At 45.4% G+C, this 21,166-nt stretch carries 13 protein-coding genes; 3 read left to right on the top strand and 10 right to left on the bottom strand.

Translation table 11 applies throughout. The annotated features are described in order from the left end of the window. The first annotated feature begins 171 nt into the window (after positions 1 to 171). Positions 172 to 2,709 carry an NACHT domain-containing protein gene (locus AC59JT_RS13455; protein ID WP_497399726.1) on the top strand — a complete coding sequence of 846 codons (2,538 nt, stop codon included), beginning with the start codon at positions 172 to 174 and terminating at the stop codon, positions 2,707 to 2,709. Positions 2,710 to 2,719: 10 nt separating this feature from the next. Here AC59JT_RS13455 and AC59JT_RS13460 read toward each other — a convergent pair whose 3' ends face one another. From AC59JT_RS13460 to AC59JT_RS13470, 3 genes are all read right to left on the bottom strand, one after another. Continuing rightward, positions 2,720 to 3,904, bottom strand: a complete 1,185-nt coding sequence (locus tag AC59JT_RS13460; RefSeq protein ID WP_497399728.1) for a carboxypeptidase-like regulatory domain-containing protein — start codon at positions 3,902 to 3,904, stop codon at positions 2,720 to 2,722. Between the two features lie 114 nt (positions 3,905 to 4,018). Then, the gene (locus AC59JT_RS13465; protein ID WP_497399730.1) at positions 4,019 to 6,433 is read right to left on the bottom strand and encodes an outer membrane beta-barrel family protein; all 2,415 of its coding nucleotides are present in this window, start codon (positions 6,431 to 6,433) and stop codon (positions 4,019 to 4,021) included. A 163-nt stretch (positions 6,434 to 6,596) separates the two neighbouring features. Beyond that, positions 6,597 to 7,958, bottom strand: coding sequence for a S41 family peptidase (locus AC59JT_RS13470; RefSeq protein WP_497399732.1), 1,362 nt, complete (start codon positions 7,956 to 7,958; stop codon positions 6,597 to 6,599). 200 nt (positions 7,959 to 8,158) lie between these two features. Between AC59JT_RS13470 and AC59JT_RS13475 the strand changes: the two genes are divergently transcribed. Further along, a complete protein-coding gene (locus AC59JT_RS13475) occupies positions 8,159 to 8,488 on the top strand; it encodes a hypothetical protein (protein WP_497399734.1) in 330 nt (109 codons plus the stop codon). Between the two features lie 57 nt (positions 8,489 to 8,545). Here the strand turns inward: AC59JT_RS13475 and AC59JT_RS13480 are convergent, their stop codons facing one another. Continuing rightward, entirely contained in the window at positions 8,546 to 9,829 is a 1,284-nt protein-coding gene (locus AC59JT_RS13480) for a sensor histidine kinase (protein WP_497399735.1), read from the bottom strand. Positions 9,830 to 9,983: 154 nt separating this feature from the next. Continuing rightward, positions 9,984 to 10,868 carry a dienelactone hydrolase family protein gene (locus AC59JT_RS13485; RefSeq protein WP_497399737.1) on the bottom strand — a complete coding sequence of 295 codons (885 nt, stop codon included), beginning with the start codon at positions 10,866 to 10,868 and terminating at the stop codon, positions 9,984 to 9,986. Positions 10,869 to 11,050: 182 nt separating this feature from the next. On the opposite strand from AC59JT_RS13485, the gene AC59JT_RS13490 reads away from it, so the two are divergent. Then, positions 11,051 to 11,497: a DoxX family protein gene (locus AC59JT_RS13490; protein ID WP_497399739.1), complete on the top strand. Its 447-nt coding sequence runs from the start codon at positions 11,051 to 11,053 to the stop codon at positions 11,495 to 11,497. Here AC59JT_RS13490 and AC59JT_RS13495 read toward each other — a convergent pair. From AC59JT_RS13495 to AC59JT_RS13515, 5 genes are all read right to left on the bottom strand, one after another. After that, positions 11,494 to 12,186, bottom strand: coding sequence for a hypothetical protein (locus AC59JT_RS13495; RefSeq protein ID WP_497399741.1), 693 nt, complete (start codon positions 12,184 to 12,186; stop codon positions 11,494 to 11,496). The two genes, AC59JT_RS13490 and AC59JT_RS13495, sit on opposite strands and share 4 nt — an antisense overlap. After that, on the bottom strand, positions 12,183 to 19,040 hold the full coding sequence (locus AC59JT_RS13500) for an IPT/TIG domain-containing protein (RefSeq protein ID WP_497399743.1): 6,858 nt from the start codon (positions 19,038 to 19,040) through the stop codon (positions 12,183 to 12,185). Before AC59JT_RS13500 ends, AC59JT_RS13495 begins: the two co-directional genes overlap by 4 nt. 158 nt (positions 19,041 to 19,198) lie before the next feature. Then, positions 19,199 to 20,104 (bottom strand): lysophospholipid acyltransferase family protein, encoded by a 906-nt coding sequence (locus AC59JT_RS13505; protein WP_497399745.1) that lies wholly within the window; start codon positions 20,102 to 20,104, stop codon positions 19,199 to 19,201. Positions 20,105 to 20,221: 117 nt separating this feature from the next. Beyond that, positions 20,222 to 20,608, bottom strand: a complete 387-nt coding sequence (locus AC59JT_RS13510) for a response regulator transcription factor (RefSeq protein WP_497399747.1) — start codon at positions 20,606 to 20,608, stop codon at positions 20,222 to 20,224. Between the two features lie 172 nt (positions 20,609 to 20,780). Continuing rightward, a complete protein-coding gene (locus AC59JT_RS13515; protein WP_497399749.1) occupies positions 20,781 to 21,149 on the bottom strand; it encodes a hypothetical protein in 369 nt (122 codons plus the stop codon). Positions 21,150 to 21,166 lie beyond the last annotated feature (17 nt).

Consider the following 21,166-nt stretch of genomic DNA (forward strand, 5'->3'; position numbering starts at 1 on the left):
CCTAAAACCCATCTACTTCATAGCCAATATAACCTGTTTAGGTTATTGCCCGCTTCATCAAAAAAAACTCTATTTGCCCTATAGATTATTTATGCACCCAAAAATAGAATGTCCAAACTTTGCACTGCCTATTATACGTAAATACCTACAACCAAATTTAGTGCCTAAGCTATGAAACCCCTTATTAACAGGACCCATTTTGAAAGCCTGAAGCAGCAAATATTGGAACATTCGCACTACGAACAACTGGCATCGGGCGATTGTAAGGCCATTGCAGTGGCAATAGAGGAAAAAACCAATTGCCGCATTAGCGAAACCACCTTAAAACGCTTGTTTGGTTTTGCAGAAGCTAAGTATATGCCATCAGGTTACACCATGGATGTTTTGGCCAAATACTGTGGTTACAAACACTGGGCTCATTTCTCGTCGCAAGCTTATAGTGCTACCAAAACACCTGTTAAAGGCAATACCTGTGTGCAGGTTCTGCGCGAGCGTATACATCGCATCACTACATGCACATTGCAAACACTGAAGGATAAATCGGGCATTCCTTTCTCTAACACCGTATCTCGTAAATTTTTGGATGAGCATTTCTCTTTTTTTAGTCATAGTGAACTACCGGGCACGGTATTGTTCGCCCCTACGGGCTATGGCAAAACCACTGCCCTTTGTCATTGGGTAAATAATTTTTTAGCCGGAAATCAACAGCATTATGCAGAGGGCGACATGGTGTTTTTCATCAGTTTTAATGCCTTATCAAACGCCTATTTTAGCGGGCGCGATGTTCATACCTGGCTGCTATCCTTGCTCGGGTACAATCACAACGATGAATTTTCGCTGCTGATGTCATCACTTAAAGAAAATAACCAAACTTTTTTTTTGATGATAGATGGCCTGGACAGCGTAGTTATTAAAGGCGATATTTTCAGGCTCATAATGGTACAAATAGCCGATGTATTTGCCCGCTATAACGCCAACCCTTCATTTAAAATGGTAATTACCATGCGCACAGGTAGCTTAAAAATGTTTCAAGACATTTTAATGGCTGACGAAAGCCTGTGGTTTAAAGGTTTTATGAGTAATGTTGCCCATAGCAATATCCCCTTGCTTAATACTGCCGAAATAAAAGAAATTGCCGAACGTACCAATCCCAAAATAAAACATGAGCTAACTATTGAACAGGTACGGCAACTGCAACATCCGCTATACCTGCAATACTATTACCGGTCGGTTAAAGAGGGCTTTACGTTTACGCGGGTAGATACAACCACATCGTTTGAGCAGGTAACCCGCTTTGTGCAAACAAAAATATATAACGATGCCGATCCTTCAGAAAAACAACTGCTAACCGATACCATCTGCGCGCATTTAAATTATGAAGAGTCCGGCTTTTACACGTTAAAACAACAAATAGACGATACCATTAGGCAGCACAAAACCAGCTACCAGGACTTGTTAACCAGCGGATATATTGTTGAAGCGGTCAGCCACTCTACCATTGATGGCGAAGTGCGTATTGAGTTTGCCAGCGAGGACATGCTATGTTATGCCGTGGCGCAACACCTGTTTCGCCGCAATGCCAACACCGTAGATCGACAGCTTTTTGAAAGCCTCAACAACTCCGTAGGCGCTTTCCCCTTGCGTTTAAAAGTTGTAAAATGGCTGGTTATCTACAGCCTTAAAACAGAACAGCTTATTACGCCCGATATGCTGAGCGCGGCAGGGCTTTCCGTTGTAGAAAAAGGAGAGTTGATAAAATTCTGGGTTGATCTGCTGCAAAAATACAGGGCGCAGCCCGATAAAACTCAGTATGTGCAACGCCTGTTTACCCTGCCTGGCCAAGACGCGCTTGTTGCGTATTTTATTGGCAACGAGTTTTTTGACGCCGAATATCAAAGCACGCTGCACGCTATGTTAGCGTTTGACCTGAGCGAACAGTCGCGCGCTTTGGTTCATGCGGCCCTGGCTTTAAATGCCGTACTATTGCTTGATATGACCGAGCTTGAAAAACAGATCTGTTTACTAAAGGAAATTACCTCGATGCAACAACTAGCGCTGCCGTTTGACGCGATAGTCTGCCTCAATACTTTTTACGAGTATTTAAAATACGGCACTGTAAAGCAAGACGCATTTATTATGCTAACCAAAATTTGTTTTAATGGCATAGACCAGGCGATGGGTAAAAACGTTCATCCGATATTTTATTTACTGGGCATGTACACCTTAAAGCTTTGTGGCAATAACAATAAAGTACTAAGGTTGATGGATGTTTTTGATGAGGCGCTTGCAGAACGAAAAGCAGATCATCCGGCCTATGCGTTCATTATAAAAAATGCGCGGGCCGAGCTAACATTGGCAGTTAACAAAGAAAAAGGCCTGGCCTTATACGAAGAGCTGGCAAAAAACCACCAACAGGTGTACCAGGAGTACTCAGCATTAATGAAAGTACACTTTGCAATGCTAAAACTTAAAGCCCTGATGCTGCAAAAAGATGAGTTGAATATACAGCCGCAGATACAGTCCATACTAAACTCTTCAGATCAACACGGTTTTAAACTATTTAAAGCGCGTTGCCTTACCGCAATGCTGCAGCAAAGTGCCGAACTTCATTTAACCGAAGAAGCACAGAAAAAAATACACTACGACCTGGTTAAAATTACCCGCGACCATGGCTTGTATAATGATTGGTTTGTGGAAGGGGCAGCGTAAGAGTGTTGTACTATTTATAAAATCCCGCGGCGATGGCCCTGTTAACCGGGTCATCGCCGCGCCTTATTTCGGGGAACGGCGGCTTATAATCTACCGGCAATTCATCGCCCATACGGGCATCTGCCCAACGGCCTTTAATAAAAAATGTTCGTGGATTGGTATAGTTGCCTTTTTCGTCGATGATCGCTTCCGGGGCGGATAGTTTTAATTGTGAAGCGTCAAGATCCAGCACAATGCTTCTGCGAGCTTTTCTTAGCGGCTTTTTTAGCGTCTCCAACTGGTAGCTTAATGCTTTTTTAGGGTTATAAATGATATACAGCTGGTCAAACTTAAGCGATATAAAATTATCGTCGATAACGCTGCGCAACGAGTCAAAACTCAGCGCCGTGTCTACAACCATCAGGCGATAGCGATCAAGCGTTAGGCTATCCTGTTTCATGGTTGCATAGCCAAATAAAGGGCGCACCAAAAAACCATTTTCCACGCTGTTATCAGCATACGCTGTACGTAAAAAGTGCTTGAACGAGCCCCTGTAAGTATCGGCACGATTCTTTGCCCATTCCTTCTTTTGTTTATCAGTGCCGGCTATTTCTTCAAACCCAAACTCGCCGCTGTAATTGGTTACATGATCTGTTAAGTTAAGCTCAAAGTTTTGCAGCAGGTAACGGATGCGGTAACCCAGTCGTTTATTTTCAATGATCAAAAAATCATCGGCATCCGCCAGCAAAACACCTTTACGGGTGCTGAAGTTGATGATCTTAGGATTTAAAATAACACACTGCCGGGCATTGGCCGATCTGCCAAGGAAATATTGCTTAAACAACTCAAAGTTTTTATACCAGTTCCTGTCGCTGCCTATGCGCACCTCTTTTAAGTCTATCACCTTTGGCTGTAGCTTCATTTCAAAATAAAGCGAGGTGCCTTTAAGCAATACATCATAGGTTAATGGCTCGTAACCCAGCATTTTAACGGTTAGCTTAAACGCGCCGGGGGCTATGCCGCTAAACTCAAATCGCCCCTCATCATCCGCTGCTTTTATCCACTGTGTGCCGCCAATAAAAACGGTGGCATTTTTTAGTACTTCGCCTTTTTGGTTGCTTACCCTGCCGGATATTTTGTACTGTTGCTGTGCCCAGGCAAAACAGGACACCGTCACCAGGCATATAAAAAGCAGGAATTTAAAAATGGCTTTCATAAAGATGAGGCATCAGGTATATCAAATATACTATTTTAACTGCATTGGCCCCCGAAAACAAAAAAGCCCCGGATCTCTCCGAAGCTTTTATTCAATTCACAATTTAACTGGTTACTAATTACTCACATCATCATTACTTATACCCCTTTTATTCTTCTTGATCGCTTCTTTCAGTTTCCCGAATTTATAGGTAAGCGACCCACCATACGAGCTAAAGTTTTGCTGATCGCGGCTTAACTGGTCAAAATTTGGCCCGAACGAATTGGTAACATTAGTACGGTAACGGCTGAAGGGATTATTGGTAAAGGCCGAGAACGTTAGCTTATCTTTAACAATATCCTTGCTCAGGTTAAGCGCGGTACTGGCATAAGCGTTTGATTGCTGTTGAACAGTAAGCTGGCCACCATTTACATACACGTTAACACCGGCACGCCAGCCATTAGCTATACGCACGTTCGAGGCCAGGTTGGCATTAAACATAAACCCATGGTTTTTTATAGGCTGCCCGTTGCTTATGCCGGTTGCCCAGCCATGCATAAGGCTGCCGTTTAGGCTAACACTCCATATTGGGGTTAAAGGGTAGTTAAAGTTGATGTTACCGCCCAGGGCCTTTGCAGTACCGCTATTTTCAAAACGGGTGCGGGTAATGTTGGTGGTTTCGTTATAGTCTGATATCGGGAAAATAAGGCCCTCTATCCAGTTATAATTTAAGCTTACAAATAAGCTTCCCTTGGCCGACCAATCAAACGCTAAGCGTAGCTGATTACCTTTGGTAGGGCGCAGATCAGGGTTACCCGAGGTTTCGAACAACGGGTTTGTCCTATCCACAAACGGGTTGAGTTGATTAATACCCGGACGCTGGATACGCTGGTTCCAGCCAAAGCTAAGGCCGGTACGCTTAAAGCGCTTGCTGATGGCCACCGAAGGCACTACGCTAAAATAATTTTGCGACACCTGCGAATTGGTGGTTAAAAAGTCGGCTGATATATCGGTATTCTCTACCCGCACACCCGCTTTTAACGACCAGGTTTTGATACCGTACTGGTATGAATTATAAGCAGCCGAAACAATTTGCCTGTTATTAAACGTGTTGGTTTTGGCAGGATCGGCCACATAATTGCCTGATCCGTCCTGGGCCAGGTATTGAAAATCGCTTTCGTTATAGCGCACAATAACTTTGGCCCCGGCTTCAATGTTAAGTTTCTTCACCGGTTGCACGTGGTCAATTTGGGCGGTGTGTTCGCTCATATCGCTTTCGTTAGCCTGGCGGAAGTTAGGCAGCGGGTAAGCTATGCGGTTATTAAAAACCTGGTCGGCATTTTGTTTATTGGTAAAGCCATAATAGCGATAAGAAAAAGTTGTGATCTGGTTTTTATTGCGTCGATAAGCTTTCTGGTAGTTAAGCGCCACATCGGCACCGCTGCCGTTGTTATCGTTATTGTTCATCAGGTCGTACTGCTGGGCAACTGTGCTACCGCTACGCAAAACCGAATTTTGTGAAGACCGGCCATCGCCCCGGCCACCATTCAGGTTAAACTGGCCCGATAGCAGGTTAAGCGAATCCAGCTCATAACTTATCTCCAAACCCAGGTAGGCATTTTTGTTATCACTTTCGCGGCTACCGTTTTGAGTTAAGGTTGATATGGGCGAGCCCTTGCTGTTGCGCAAAACATCATTGCTTGTTAACGGCGAATTTGATAAACTGCCCCCACCAAATGCCGATACCCCCAACTTACCCGCCTTAGTGGTAACCGATGCGCCAATAGAGGGGCCACCTGTAGGGAAGCGCTCGTTCAAGCTGATGTTGCCGTTATAGCCATCGTCAATAGTTTTGTTGGTGATGATATTGATGATACCGGCCAGACCCTCTGCATCATATTTGGAAGATGGCGTGGTTATCACCTCAATTTTTTGGATGGTGGATGCAGGCATGCTTTTCAATACATCCTTAGCATTACGCTCCAGTAAACTGGATGGTTTACCGTTGATAAAAATACGGTAGGCCGGGCTTCCGCTTAGCTGAATATTGTCTTCAGCGTCGACAGATAACAAAGGTACCTTGCGCATCATTTCCAGCACGTTGTTAAACTTGCTGGCGGGGTCGGCCTGTATGTCGTAGGCCAGGCGGTCGGCTTCCTGTTTAATTAAGGGGCGGGCGGCATTAATGGCAACCGTTTTCATTTGTGTGCTTGATGGGTTCATTATCACCTCACCAAGGTCAAGCGGCCTAAGGCCATCGGGCGATACATTTATAGTTTTACCGGCATAACCCAGCAGGATAAAGTTAATGGCAGATTGCCCGGCCTTTACATCATTTAAAACAAATGAGCCATCAGCTTTGCTTACTACCGTTTTAAGGTACTGCGCATTGGTGCTTTTTAGGGCTACCGTTACAAATTCAACCGGTTTTCGCGTTAGCGAATCAATTAGGCGGCCCTTAATCGAGCTACCCGGCACAGTGCCTTGGGCCATCGTGGTGTATATACCAAACAGGCAAAGCAATAGTATTAGTGTGATTTTACGTTTCATGGTGTGTTCGTTTTGCTCTTTGACTACATCACGACGTACTATGTTACACCCAGTACTAAAATATTACATGGAACATGGCATAATATTTTATCACACAACCCGATATAAAAACAGAAAAGCCCCAAATCAGTATGATTGAGGCTTTTCTGTCAGCAAAAAAAATTTACAACTTTTTTAACGGCCCCGTGCCCGAAGATACGGTACCATTGCCCAGCAACGTTTTACGTGTTACACTTTCCATTTTGCCTTTAGCATCGCGGTTAACATACACACGTGACACGTTAGGACCAATATTGGCGTTCAAGCCTACTATTACCAATACATCGTTTTTAAGTTCTTTCATCGGGTAGCTTTCAACCGGTTTATCGGGTTCAACGCGGTTCCAAAGCAAATTGCCTTTTTCAAAAGTAACGGTGATGTTATTGGTGTACTTACCGATCAGTTCGCCGTATTTGCTTTTAAGGTTTACTGCGGTGTTGGTAGCCAGGGCATCGTTATCAATTACCCATTGCGCGGCTGCTTTCTGCACGGTATCGGTTGTGTTTTGGATGATATCTTTTAATATCAGCTTGCGGGTAGCTTCCAGCGCATCTACTTTACCGGTAGCTACATCAGGGTAAACGCCTGTGCCTTCCCAGCCTTCGGTGCTGTTGGGGCCTACCACCATTTTAATCGGCATAAATACTTGCAGATTGTTGCCTAATGATACGTTACCACCTGCGATACCTGCACCGGCAGTAGTGTCGCCCACAATGGTGGCACGTTTCAGTTTCTGCATAGCATAAGCCAAGCCTTCAGATGCCGAGGCTGTTCCCCTGTTAACCAAAATATAAACCTTGGCATTAGGCATGCGCTTGCCCGGAACGTATGAATAGGTCCACTCCTGCTCATCGCGCTTGCGGTCTTTATAAAAACCGTTCAAGTAATATTGTTCGCGCCCCGCGCCATAAAAATACGAAGCCAGGAAACGGCCCATATGCCCGCTGCCACCGCCATTGCTACGGATATCCAGGATAACATATTTGCTATAAGCCGCCATACCCATGCTCGAAGCAGCCATCTCAAACGCTTCCTGCGATGCCAGGAACGGGCCCGGTATCTGGATGTAGGCTGTTGACGTAGCGCCGTCTATCTCCACTTTTTTATAACCATAATTGGCTCTTTGGTCGGAGTTGTTAGGGCCTTGCGGTCCCCTGCCGCCACCATTACTAGGCGCGCTGCGCGATACACGTAAATGCACATCCTTATGCGTTTTGCGCAGGTCTTCGGTAAGGCGCGAAGCCAGTTCGCTTTCAGATAAATTATTATAGCGACCCTCTGCCTCAAATTTAGTTAAGGCCGCTTTGTATTTAGCGCTTATTTCGGGGAATGGATATACCTCAACCAGCCGGTCGCTCAATTTGGTGACAATGGCATGCCTGTCGGCATCGTTTACCGTTTGAGCAAAAGTTGGGAGGTTGCTTAACAACAAGGCCACTGCGCCACATAGTATGCCGCACGACCGTTTGATCGGGTTAAATTTCATTGGGATAAAGAATAAATCGGTTATTATTTGCAGTAAATATAATCGTACTGCACTGTTCATACAAATGCGGCCTATTGATGTTACAAAACATCAGCCTACGGCATAAAAAAATATATCAAAAAATATTTCGCCAATTCATTTCATCTACTTAACTTTGAAATACAAAGTACTTTTTATTGTTGATTTTAATTTTTACAGATATGAAACTTTCCCGCATCAAATTCATCGCCTTGTTCCTGTTTTTCGCATTTGCTTTTTTAATGGGTACCGGCGCTTTACTGGATCAACGCCCCGAAGCTTTATTAGGCACTGCTTCACAAGCCGGCTGGCAATCTTTGGTATCAAATATCCTGTCGCCCATCAAAATAATATTAATGGGTCCATTGCTGCCGTTTATCGATTTCCTGCGTCAAGACCCAGATACCCCGCCACCATTCTTCCTGATCGGCTTCGCTTTTTATTGGACGCTGTTGGCACTAGGCATTCATTACGTGGTTGGCAAACTGAGCAAACCCAAACAAATAGCCTAAACCTCAACATAAAAAAGCCCCCATTTTAAACCGGGGGCTTTTTTTACTGTAATACTTTTACTCTCCTGTCGGGATAAAAACAAAAAAGCTCGATCCCCGGCCAAATACGCTTTCAAAGCCAATGCGGCCGCCCTGCCGTTCAATAAACTCCTTGCATAAGAGCAGCCCCAGGCCCACGCCTTTTTCGTTATTGGTACCCAGGCCCGGCTGTGTATTTATCGAAAATATTTTTCCCTGCTGCTCATTCTGGATGCCTTTACCATTATCGGCCACTATAATTTTGCATTCGTTTTGCACCTGCTGTGCGCTTACATTAATACTGCCCCCTTGTGGGGTAAACTTTATGGCATTGCTCAACAGGTTGCGCACCACCAGTTGCAGCATATCCGTATCGGCGGTTACCTCCAAGTGCGGATCGATACGATAACTTAAGGTTATTTCTTTTTTGATGGCCTGCGTTACACCCATATCCAACGTGCTTTGTATGGTGGCCAATAAATAAATTTGCCTTAAATTAATGGATGGTCCTTCCATTTGCGATTTGGACCATTGCAGCAAATTGGTGAGCATATCCATCGTACTATTAGTGGCCATCAGCAACTCCCGTTCTATCATTACCCGCTGCCCGCTTTCCAATTCGTGCTCCTGTAGTAATTGCAAATAGCCCTGTATGTTGATCAGCGGCGCACGCATATCATGCGAGACGATGGACATGAGCTTGTCCTTTTCCAAATTACTTTTCTCCAACTGCCCGGCTTTATCCTCGGCAATAACCCGTTCTTTATCGTGGCTTTGGCGGATGTATTTTATCACAATAAACACCGCGATAACCGGCAGGGGGAAAGCGGTTATCCTATCAATAAGCTGACCTTTACCTATGTTGAACGGATACTTTACCAGTTCGGGATGTTGATAGGCTATGATGTGAAGTACAAAAAAGCAAATTACATAAGTAGCCAGCCAGTAACCGTGCTGTTTGTATGGCGATATGGCAAATACCAGTAGCAAATACCCCGGCCAGATAATATCTGTTGAGCCATGAATACCTGAGTTGGCAAAAAAGTTTACCGAAAATATAAGCAGCCCCGTAATACCGAAGGCTAATGTACTGTAGGGCCTGTGATGTAAACGTGAGTGGTAGTACTGGTAGGAAAAGAAAGCACTAAACAATATGCATGATACGGCCGCTACATACATCCCCGCAAAAAAATTATACGGGATATAAAAAACGCATACCAACAACGTGCAGATAATGATGGAGTGGAATATGCGGTTCTCCAGCTTAAAGTCGGCAGAGTTGCCTATTAGTTTGATCCAAAACTCTTTCAACTTTGTTATCATAGGGGTAGTATGGTGGTAGCAAAAATTAGCGGGTAGCCGTACTTTTATACATTACGCAATAATTTGCTTAAAGGTTGTAAAATTTGGAAATAATTAAAATAAAAAGGCCCCTGATATATCAACCAGGGGCCTTTTTATTTTAAAACCATATCCACTACTTCAAATTTTCTTTAAAAAAGTCCACCGTCCGCTTCCACGCCAATTCAGCTGCAGCTTTATCATAACGCGGCGTGGTATCGTTATGGAAACCATGATTAGCTCCTTCGTAAATAAAGGCCTGGTATTTTTTGTTGTTGGCTTTTAGCGCAGCTTCATAAGCGGGCCAGCCGTCGGTTATACGGGTATCTAACGATGCGTAGTGCAGCATTAGCGGCGCGTTTATTTTAGGCACATCGGTAACAGCGGGCTGTCCGCCGTAAAAAGGAACTGCGGCCGCCAGGTCGGGCACGCGTACAGCCATCATGTTGGCTATACCGCCGCCAAAACAGAAGCCCACTACGCCCACTTTACCATTACAATCGGGGTGGGCTTTCAGGTATTCGTAAGCAGCAATAAAATCTTCCTGCATTTCTTTCATATCGCGTTTAGCCTGCATGGTGCGGCCCTCGTCGTCGTTGCCCGGATAGCCACCCAGCGGGGTAAGCGCATCGGGTGCCAATGATATAAAGCCGGCCAGTGCTGTACGACGGCCAACATCTTCAATATAAGGGTTCAAGCCGCGGTTTTCGTGCACCACAATTACGCCGCCCAACTTGCCTTTGGCATCCGCAGGTTTTGACAGCAGGCCCTTAATGGTTTTTCCACCTTTCGGCGCTGGGTAATTTATATAGCCCGATTTAACACGCGGATCATCCGTTTTTACCTGCACCTGCTGGTAATCGGGCATTAAAAAACTCATTAAGGCAGGCACCGTGATACCGCCAACGGCATACGCCGAAAGTTTTTCAATAAATACGCGGCGCTCCAGGCGGTTATGCGCGTAAGCATCGTATAGGTCAAACACTTCCTGTTTAATGTCTTCTTTTTTGATCTGGCTCATGTGGTTTATCTGTTTTACTCAAATATAATGATAGGCATATGGGTTTGCCAAGCCTTAACGTAACAGTATAGCTACACAGATAGTTTGTTAAGCAAGCCGAACAGCTATCAATTTCTTAATCCTGATTAACTTTTTACTTGCGCCCGGCGCTTAACTTTGCTAGCATCAATAAAACTATCCTGATGAAAAACTACAACCATTACGCTCAATTGTACCTACGCGTTGCCATCGCCCTCGGCTTTTTATTTGCCGTTGCCGACAGATTAGGCCTAACCGGCCCCGCCAGAACCGCGAACACCGCCTGGGGCAACTGGCAATCGTTTTTAGATTATTGTTATGTATTAATGCCGGTACTTCCCCGCTCCCTAAGCGATGCCCTGGGCCTGTTGGCCACCATAGCCGAAGCCTTGTTTGGCCTTATGCTCATCATCGGTTATAAAACCCGTTTGGCAGCACTTGGCAGCGGCTTGCTAACGTTGGTTTTTGCTGTCGCGATGATGTTGACGATGGGTTATAAGGCACCGTTCAATTACTCGGTATTTGCAGTTAGTGCCGGCTCATTTTTACTGGCAACGTTATCAGAATACCGTTGGAGCCTGGATAACAGCATTGCCAAATCATCGTTCTAGTTTACTTTAAAGCTATAAATGCCCGAGTCGGAGGTATTGCCTTTGGCATCGCGGCTTATTACTTTCCAATAGTATACTTTGCCACTTTGTACGGTAACATTTTGCAATGCCTGCTGCGTAACGCCTGCCTGCAATATGGCGGGGGTTGACACCATGTCAAGGTAAACATCGTAGTTCATCAAATCGTTGTCAACATCTATGGCGCTCCAGCTTAAATTAATTTTTCCGGCGGTGGCGGTCACTGTTTGCCCCGGTTCGGGTGCCAGTACATCGGCCGGGAAGGGCGCGTAATTTACAGCACCCGGCCCTGCATTGTAAAACTTCCACACATCGCTGGGTGCCTGGTTACTGCTTTGGCTTGATTTGGCCAATACTCCCCATGAGTAAGGCGTATTCTTTTTTAAGGTTACGGTTATTTGCGTAGCCGTAGTACTCTGGGTTAATATAGTCCCTGTTTCAAGATTTTTTACGGCAATATCGTAGCTATCCGCATTATCAGCCGGCTTCCATTGCAGGTTTACGCTGCTTTCGGTGGCCGATATTGTGGTGCCCTGGGTACACACTTCATTTTGCGCGGGCGTTAGCAACACCGGTTTGGTGGGTACAGGCCCGGGCTCATCATTCTTTTTCGACCCACAACCTGCCCAAACCAGCGCGCACACTATAATTGATGCTAATATCTTCCTCATTTTTTTACGATCTTATAAACCATTTCCTTGCCATTAATATTTAAGTGCAGCGAATAAACGCCCATATTAAGTTTAGCTACGTTTAACTTCATTACCCCCCTGCTATTTTTAAAAGCCTCGGTAAACTTAAGTCCGCCATCGGCTACGCTATATATTTTTACTTCCGCGTTTTTAACCAAAGCTTCGCCAAGGTTTATGTATAGCTCATCAACAAAAGGGCTTGGATAAGGCGCTGTATTGCCCGAGTAATTAATAATTTCCTGCACTACTCCCTGGCAAGCCTTATCGGTAGTAATAACCAGTGTGTTCGACCCATTGCCCAGTGCCAGGGTTATATTGCTATTGCTGGTTGTGTGTAGCACCCCGTTTAGCTTTATTTGATAAGTTGAACCACCATTTAAAGATATATTAACCGCGCCTTTTTCTCTATCAACCGTGGTATATACGGCCAGGTCCTTAGGTTGCGAAACTACCAGGTCAAAACATTGCTTATAGCCCGGTAAGGCAGCATCTGATATACATAAATTGTAACTACCTGCAGGCAAATTATCAACCGCCAGCATATTCGTAAACGTTAAGGTTTTATTTACAGCACCCGTAATTATTGCCGTATAGCTTGCCCCTTGCGTTGCGTTGATGTTAATGGCTCCGTTATTTTGTCCGCGGCAGCTAACATCGGTAATTGCAACTTTAAAATTATTTTTAGCAGGCAATACCGTAAGCTTACCGGCTTGGTAGTTTAAACTATAATTGGCCGATATGCCTTGCGATGCTGTAAGCTGATACTCGCCTGCCGCGCTCGAAGCGTTGGCCGTAGTGGTAACCACCGGTAAAGTGCTTAGCATTAATTCGGTGTCGGCATTTACAAAGCCTGTGTATGCTACGGTAAATACAGGGTTAGGCGCGCCTGCAAACCGGGTTTGATCATTAACTTTTACGGTAAGCGGCGCCTTATTTATAGTAAGCGTTTGCACAACCGTTGCAGCCGGTTCATATAAATAATCGCCGGCCTGGGCGGCAGTAATATTAACCGTGCCCCCTTTTAGTATATGCAGTTTACCCTGGCTAATGGTAGCCACTTCGGGCTTATCAACACTAAAAGTTACCGGTATACCTGCGTTGGTGCTTGTTGCGGTCAAGGTAAAATCGGCATCGCCATAAGTACGTGCCGCAAGTGGGGCAAAACTTACTACAGGCGTTTGTTTTACAATCGGCCCGTTTATGTAGGTGAAAGTATTGTAGGTGGCTATACCATCCGGCGTTTTTACGGCAACAGCCCCTGTTTCACCATCGCCTATGATCACTTTGATCGATTCATCACTTAATACAGCGAACGACTTGGCTAATTTACTGCCCAGTTTAACTTCGGTAGTACCTGTAAGGTATTTACCCAGTATGGTTATCTCGCCATTCTGCGGAGCGGCATTAGGCGTTATACCGGTTATTTGCGGCGGTGTTTTGGGGCCGTTATGGAATATGATTATTTTGTTGTTGTACATATCCAACACGGCCAGATCGGGCTTTCCATCGGTATCCAGATCGTTTACAATGAGGTTAACATAATAGTCGTTAGGCTTATTGGCTGTAACAATTGTGCCGCCGCCGTTAAACTGTATATTTCCGCTGGCAGAGGTATTAAAGTATGCGGCTACCGAACCGGGATATGCTGTTAACAGATCTGTTTTGCCATCGCCGTCAACATCCCGCAAATTAAGGCCGTTCATACTGTTAACACTAATTTGCGTAATGGGCGAGAACGAGCCGGAAGTGGCCGAGCCTGCGCTTGAAATATTACGCTGGATGAGATACGGATCACCGGTTTGCCCAAATATGATATCAACTTTTCCATCGCCATCAAAATCGGCCGATTGTACTTCGTTGGCGTAAATGTTGTAGCCCGAAATTGTGTATTGGGTGTTTGTAAAAGATTGGTCTGTAAGCTGGGTAGGGATGGCATTATTCTGCCACACTACTATCCCTCTGTATGAGGTGCCGTATAACGCATCGGGTTTGCCGTCGCCATCAATATCGGTAACAATGCCCGACATGTTGCTACCAAAGCCTGAGTAATACAAGCCAAAGGCTGGGCCAAAACTTATCTGCCCGTTTACAGTGGTATTCATTGAAAAGCCGGGCGTTCCGTAATTTTTCATTACCAGGTCGGGCCTGCCGTCCATATCAATATCGCGTAAAGCTAATTCATCCTGCCCGGATAAATTTTCAATCACTTCAACCGGTGCAAATGATATATTACCATTGGTTGATGTGTTGCGCAGAAAACCAACGCTTTGATATAAACTTATCACAATATCGTCCCTGCCATCGCCGTCCAGGTCGCCTACAGCCATAGCCACTGCCGTGCGGCCATTGCCGGTATTTAAGTGGATTCTTTTACTAAACGATGAGCGGTTCAATATGCCATCGGTGTTTTGCAATATGAACAGGGAATCATTTTTTGACACTAACAGGTCGGGCTTGCCATCTTCATTAAAATCGCTCAATACAAACCCGTTAAGGCTACTGCTAAAATTAATTTCCAGCTTGTTGCTGTAACTCTTTACCAAAGCCGGGCTTAGTGGATTAAACGTCAAGTTTGAGTAGCACGAAAGCCCCCTATCAACATTAACTACAGATAAAAGCCCGTTGGCGTTTGCCGGCGCTATAACCTCAAGCGTAGTAGCGGTCGCGCTTTTAACCTCGGCTTTTATAACGCCAAAGTGTACCACGTTTTTAGCAGCCACCGTATTAAAATTTTTACCGGTAATAGTAATTACTGTTCCCGGCGCGGCGCTTACAGGTGCAAACGAGCTTATAAACGGTGGGTTATACAACAGGTAACCCGGGCGGCTAACCGTGCCGCCGGTTGTTTTTACGCTTACCTGGCCACTGGTTGCACCGGCACCGGGTTTGGCGGTAATTGATGTTGGGCTGTTAACGGTATATGAAGCTGCCTGCACACCGCCCAATTTAACCTCGGTTACGTTGTTAAAATTTGTACCGGTAATCAGCGTTGATGCCGTTAAACCTTCGCCGGTTGTACTAAAATTGCTGATAGTAGGTGGGGGTATAAAGGTGTAACCCGTAAAAGTTGTGCTGCCACCTAATGTACCTACAGATACGTCGCCGGTACCGCCACTCATATTTACCGCCTTTATTGCGGTTGACGATACCAACCAGTATGAAGCATACATACCGCCAAATTTAACAAACTGTATATCGGCAAAATTAGACCCATTTATAACTACCGTATCCTGGTTGTTGCTGGTAGCCGGGCTTATGCCTATAATAACAGGCGGCGCAAGCCAGGTAAACGAGTCTTTACTAAACTCGCCCACGGGGGTTTGTATTTTAATTGCGCCACTGGCATTAGCCGGTGCCTTAACTTTTATTCCCGAATTATTTATGCTGATTATTTGCGCCGCAACCCCGCCAATAGTAACACCTGTTGCACTGCTTAGCTGCCAGCCGCCTATAGTAATTTCGGTACCGGTACCACCTTTAAGCGGCGTGCTGCCATACAATACAGGTTGCTCAACAAAAGTAAAACCATCGCGCGTTGCGGTACCGGCAGGGCTGGTAATATTGATGTAGCCGCTGGCACCACTGCCAACCACAGCCTTAATTTCGTTGGCCGATGTGATGGTAAACGAGGCCGCGTTTACGTTATAAAATTTAACAGATTGCACATCGCCCAAATTGCTGCCGGTAATGGTGACTGTTTGCCCCGCACCAGCCGCCGCCGGGCTAAATGATGTTATGGTTGGCGAATTATATACAAATCCATCTATAGCTGTTGTACCGCCTACTGTACTTACCGATATGCTGCCGGATGCACCCGTGCCAACAGCTGCTGTGATACTGGTTGTGCTGTTGGTTAAAAAATACTGGGCGGCAACGCCTCCAAACTTAACACCGGTTACACCTAAAAAGTTGCTACCGGTTATCACCACCTGCCCGCCCGCTTTTTGCCCCATAGGGCTTACCGATGTGATAACCGGAGCAGGCACCCAGGTGAATAAAAGCCCTTTAAATATGCCTTGCGGAGCAGTTATCTGCACTTCGCCGGATGCGGCGGTAGTTATAGGCGCCGTAACGCTTATGGTATTTGCACCAACAACGGTAAAAGGCACTTCGATACCGCCCAATTTTACCGATGTTGTACCTGTAAAGTTAGTGCCGGTTATAATAAGGGGCGATGTGGTGAGCGGCCCTGCAAAAGACGGGCTGATTGAGGTTGCATTTGGCCCCAGGTAGGTGAACCCGCTCAAGGCGCCCTTACCTAACGGCGTGTTTACCGTTACAGCACCCGAAACACCATCACCCACTACGGCGCGTATTTCGGTATTTGATATGATGCTGAATGAACGGGCTTTGGCTGTACCAAACAGCACCTCGGTAGCACCTGTAAAATTATTGCCGGTAATAGTTACGGTTTGCCCTGTACTTGCCGTAAGCGGCGAAAACGAAAGCACAGACGCGCCCTTGTAATTAAAGCCAGCTAAACTGCCGGTGCCACCCGCAGAACGTACAATAACACTGCCTGTTGCGCCCTGGCCAACAACGGCGTCAATCGAGGTTGGCGATACGATGGTAAACACGGCGGGATAATTGCCAAAACTTACCTGGGCGGTTTCTTCAAAATTGCTGCCTGTGATCATAACATGTTCGCCGGCGGCGGCCTCAATGGGGCTAAATGATATAACTTTTGGTTCGTTAACCAAAATAAAGCCCGGGAATGTGGCCGTACCGGCCGATGTAGTTACCTTAATATCGCCCGAGGTTGCGCCCACACCAACATTGGCGGCTATGTATTCGCCCGAGGTGTAAATAAGCGTAGCCGGCACCCCGCCAATAGTTACAGATACTGTTCCGTAAGCCATATCAGTACCGTAAATATATACAGAAGCGCCTATACCGGCTTTAAGATTGGTTACCCGGGTAATTTGCGGGGCAGCTATAAAGTAAAAGTTTCCGCCGCTAACAGTCCCCCCGGGTGTGGTAATTGTTATAGCGCCCGATTTGGCTACCGGCACTATGGCATTAATGGTGGTTGAATTAACTACGGTAAATGAAGTAGCTTCAACGCCACCTATTTTTACCGAAGTGGCATTGTCCAGATCAGCGCCTTTAATAACTAATGTAGCACCAGCCATAGCCGTTGCGGGCGAAAGGGATGTAAACGTTGGCGCTTTTATGTAAGTAAACCCCGGGAAAGACGAATTGCCCGCCGGGCCATAAACACTGATATTACCGGTACCACCCTCGCGTAGCGTTACTTCTATTTCAGTATCAGATATAATTTTATAAAAGGCATAGTAATCACCAACGTTTGCGCCGGTAACGTTATTAAAGTTAGTACCCTTAACAGTTATTACCGCGCCTTTACCACCGCTTAACGGGCTTGCCGAAGTAATAACCGGCGGAGGTATTAAAACATATCCACCCATAGTTGCTGTGCCGTAAGGGTTGGTAACCACTACATCACCCGATACCCCATCAGGGGGTATAATTGCCTGTAAAGCGGTAGAAGACATGATATAAAAATTAGCCTTTTTACCGCCGACCGTTACATTAGTTGTATTTAAAAAATTAGTACCGGTGATATTGATGGTGGCGCCTCTGACAACTGATGTAGGGGTGAAACTTGTTATGGTGGGTGGCTCAGCCGGTACCACCACTTCAATACTTATTTTGGCAGCGCTTACACCCGCCGTGTTAGTAGCCTTAACAGTATATTCTTTAGCGGTTGCGAGGATTTCTGGCGTACCTGTTATACTGCCATCAGGGCCAAACAACAAGCCTTGAGGTAACTGCTCAGAAATGCTGTAACCTTCGGTGCTAAGTTTATAGTAAGCGCTACCCCAGCTAAACAGCAAATTATCCTCACTGTCAATGATCACACTACTTGGGATATGAAATGACCGCGACCGGTTATTCTCATCATAAACCATCCCGTTGGCAACCGTGGTAACCTTTCCGTCAGTGGTGCTTATCTTCCTCATGCTGAAGAAAGCGTCTTCGGCAACCCATAAATTGTTCTTACTATCAAGTGCAAGGCCTGACGGGTACGAAATTTTAGCCGCCGTACCCACAGCATCAACGTTACCAAATGTTGAACCTGCCAGTGTTGAAACTGTACCGTCCTGCGTTATTTTTAAAACCTGGTGTTGCCAATAATCGGTTACATAAATAATTCCGGTCTTATCAACAGCTATACTTCTTATCTCACGCGGCGAATTGGTTATCTTCGGCAACGGATCAATAACCTTAGTATACGTACCATCTGTGGCGAATTTTAAAATACCCTGTCCGTTAATCAGGTATATAAAACCATCGCCGCCCATGGTTATCGCGCCTACACCAAACAGGTTTTTTGCTATAGTGGTAACAACACCTGCCGGTGTTACTTTACGTATTTTACAATTACCGCCATCGGCATAATTACTTTCGGCTAAATAAATGTTACCGGCAGCATCAATTACCATACCGCTTATCTCCAGCAATGATGCAGCAGGGCCGGTGCCGTCAACAGATCCCCTGGTGTTGCCCGCGCCCGCAATAATTGTTACAGTACCATCTGTAGCAACACGGGAAAGCGTTAAATTATTAAAAGAGTAGATCTCGCCGGATGGCCCCTTCACAAAATAGTTGGTAGATGAAACATTGGTGGCTAAGTAAAACGTTGCCCGCGGGTTAATTTGTACCGGCACAACACCACCCGTATTAACGGGTGTTATGGTTACCGCTTTGCCTACATATAATTTTTGAGGGCTGCTGTAACTTATAACCGGCGCCTGCGCATAAACCGCGCAACAATAAGCCAGGCAGCTTAAAAACAACAATACTTTTTTCATAATGTGATAAGGCGGCATTGCCTATTGTAAACAAAGCCTGTTAGCCTCAATTATAGCCAATAAAAGTGGTTTACGCAATTGCGGTTTTGTAATGATGTGTTTACAAAAACCGCCTTAAAACAAAAGGAACCGCAAAATGCAGCTCCTTTTACAAAGTATCACGCGGCCACCATGCCGTCGGTATAGCCAACATCCTCGGGTTTAAATTTCCACCTGCGGTGCGACCATAACCATAGTTCGGGCTCCTGGCGGATGACATCTTCCAAGTAATGCACATGGGTGTCGGTAATTTCATGCCCTTGTGTCTCCTTAGGATGATCGAACAGCGGTACAAACGTACAGGTATAATGTCCGCGGCGCTCGCGACGGATATCGCAAAACACCACTACGCTGTCGGTATACCTGGCCAGTTTTTCGGCGCCTAAAAACACCGCTGTGGGCTGATTCAAGAAATTGGTGAAATACTGGATCTCGGGCCTGGCCGGGGTTTGATCGCCCACCAAAACTGTAACCGTTGGTTCGTTTTTGTATTCGATGAGCTTGCGCATGGTGTTTTTCATACTCACCAACGTGGCCCCAAAACGCGACCGCATTTTAACAACGGCCCTGTTAAACACCGTGTTTGATAAGGGTTTGTAAACAATAATACGTTTCTGCTTAAACAATTGGCTAAAGCGCAGGGCATTCATTTCCCAGTTGCCATAATGGCCCAGCACGCCTATTACGCTTTTACCTTGGTCAAAAGCATGTTGTATAAACTCGCTGTTTACTACACGCACACGCTCGGTAACTTCGCTTTGCGAGATAGAGAAGAGTTTCACAGTTTCTACCAGCAGATCGGCCATGTAGCGGTAATAGCGTTGTTCAATATCCATACGCTCATGTTCGGTTTTTTCGGGGAAGGCGTTGAGCAGGTTTTCATAAATCACCTTATGCCGGTATTTAAACACGCGGGCGAGCAAAAAATAAATAAAGTCGGCAATGCGGTAAAGCACTGCAAAAGGGAGCAGCGATAACAGGTAAAGCAGCCCCAACGAGAGTTTAGAGAGTACTTTTTTAAACATAAATTTTTCAATAGCGATGTAGAGGCAAAGCAATTGAAAAGAGGAATAAAAAAAGTAACGGCTCCGTCATAATGGGCGGTGCTGTATTCAAAAATGGTCACATAAGTGTAAAACGTATCAAGCCGAAAGGCTTTCTCCGTCGTGGTTGGAATAGCTGCGCACTTTGTTGATGAAGAAGTTCATGTCGAATGGTTTTGCGATCATATCATTAGCGCCACATTCTATCATGATGCTTTCCAGGTCAACATTGGCTGATACCAGTATTACGGGTATATGCTTCAACTCGTCATGCCCTTTGATGTAGGTACACATGGATTGGCCGTTTTCTTTACCTTTCAGGTTCAGATCCAGCATTACCAGGTCAACCTCTTTATCGTGTAGTTTACGGCGTGCCAGCCCGGTATCATCTAAACTGATCACCCGGTAGCCTTCTATCTCCAGCATAATGCTCATCATCTCGCCAATGATGGGTTCATCTTCAATTACAAGCACGTTCCGTTTCATAAAATAGTTAATGCAATTTCAATACCAATTTATCCGGAATATGCAACGTTTTCGATTTTAAGCTGTCTTGTCATCAATAAAAGCCTCACACTTTAAAAACAATCAACTATAAAATTGCAAAAGCCCGGGATTGTGTGGCCCGGGCTTTATTATTTTGTATGCTTGATGTGGCTTAAGCAATCACATCAACCTGTTCCTGTTTCTTGTTAATGGTTTTCCAAATGGTGTAGCCGCCATAGATAAACACCAGGGCCATAAAACCGTAAACCCATAGCGGGATATTTTTACCGGCAATAATAATATACGTATACGGCACGCAAAAACTCACGCAGGCGCAAAGCAACAGTATCATATAAGGCTTTTTGGCGCGCAAATTTCTCACCACGAAACCCAAAAAAGTTACCATACTCACTTTGCTTACAAGGTAAAGGCAGCCCAGCAGCAGCGGGTTAACCTCGTGCTTTTCGCCCAATTCGGTGAGCCATTCAATAAACTGGTTCCAATATTCTTCCATTTGTTGCAAGTTATAAATAACCTGCATAGGTAGTATATTTTTTT

Source organism: Mucilaginibacter sp. A3364, from assembly GCF_059690715.1.